We start from the raw sequence: 900 nt of genomic DNA on the forward strand, positions 1-900 counted from the left end.
CCAGCGCCTGGTCGATCGCCTCGCTTTCGACGTGCCAGCGAGCGAGACGGGAGAGTTGCCAATAGTCGTGAGTGTTGGAAGCCTCTGCCATCTTACGCAGACCCAAATTCAGGCCCTCGGCAAGCAGGACGTTGAGCAGGCCGATTCGGTCGCCGCATGGCACGCCGGTGCGCAGATGCGTGAAGGCATCAGTGAAACCCAGCGCGGTATCGACTTCGAGCAGCAGATCGGTGATGCGGACGGGCGGCAGCCGGCGATACAGATCAAGCACCAGATCCTCGATCCCATCCGGCGCGTCAGCGGTGAGCCGATCAATGCGCAGCGTGCCGTCCTCGATGCTGCCTTTCGGAATTGTACCGCTGCGCGCGGCGCGACCGAGCCGGGCAAGGCCATCAGCGAGACGCACTTTGCGGTCAGCCAGCCAGACATGCGGGTCGGACGGGACCGCCAGCTTCGCGGCATGCGCGACCGCCATCGGCACGAGGACGTGGCGCAGGTCACCATATCGATGCGAGCGGTCGAGCCATATGTCGCCCGAGCGCAGCGCGTCGCGCAGGTGAAACATGACCGCGACTTCCCGGAGGCGGGCATCATCATCGCCCTTCGCCCGCAACTGTCGCCGCCATTTGGAATGCGGGCGCAAGAAATCGTCGGCCGCCGGAACTGCGCCCTTGGTAGCGATGACGGTAGCCGCGTCCAGCAAAGGCCGTGCAACCGCCGCAGCTTTGAGGTCGAGGCATCGCAGCATGCGCGGGGCATACCGACGGAAGCGGTGATACCCCTGATCAACATAGGCCAGCGGGCTCTGTTGCAAACTCTGACACGGTTTCCAAGATTGGGCTCATGTACTGTCAAGGTCAGTTGCGATGAACGATTTCAAAGGACGGCATTTTACCGGCG

The 900-nt window shown here is 63.3% G+C and carries 1 pseudogene; it reads right to left on the minus strand.

The window, feature by feature from the left end:
• Positions 1-802, minus strand: a pseudogene (locus ADT71_RS00090) (Tn3 family transposase); the annotation flags it as partial.
• Positions 803-900 lie beyond the last annotated feature (98 nt).

It is taken from the genome of Novosphingobium sp. ST904 (assembly GCF_001298105.1).
Classification (GTDB): Bacteria; Pseudomonadota; Alphaproteobacteria; order Sphingomonadales; family Sphingomonadaceae; genus Novosphingobium.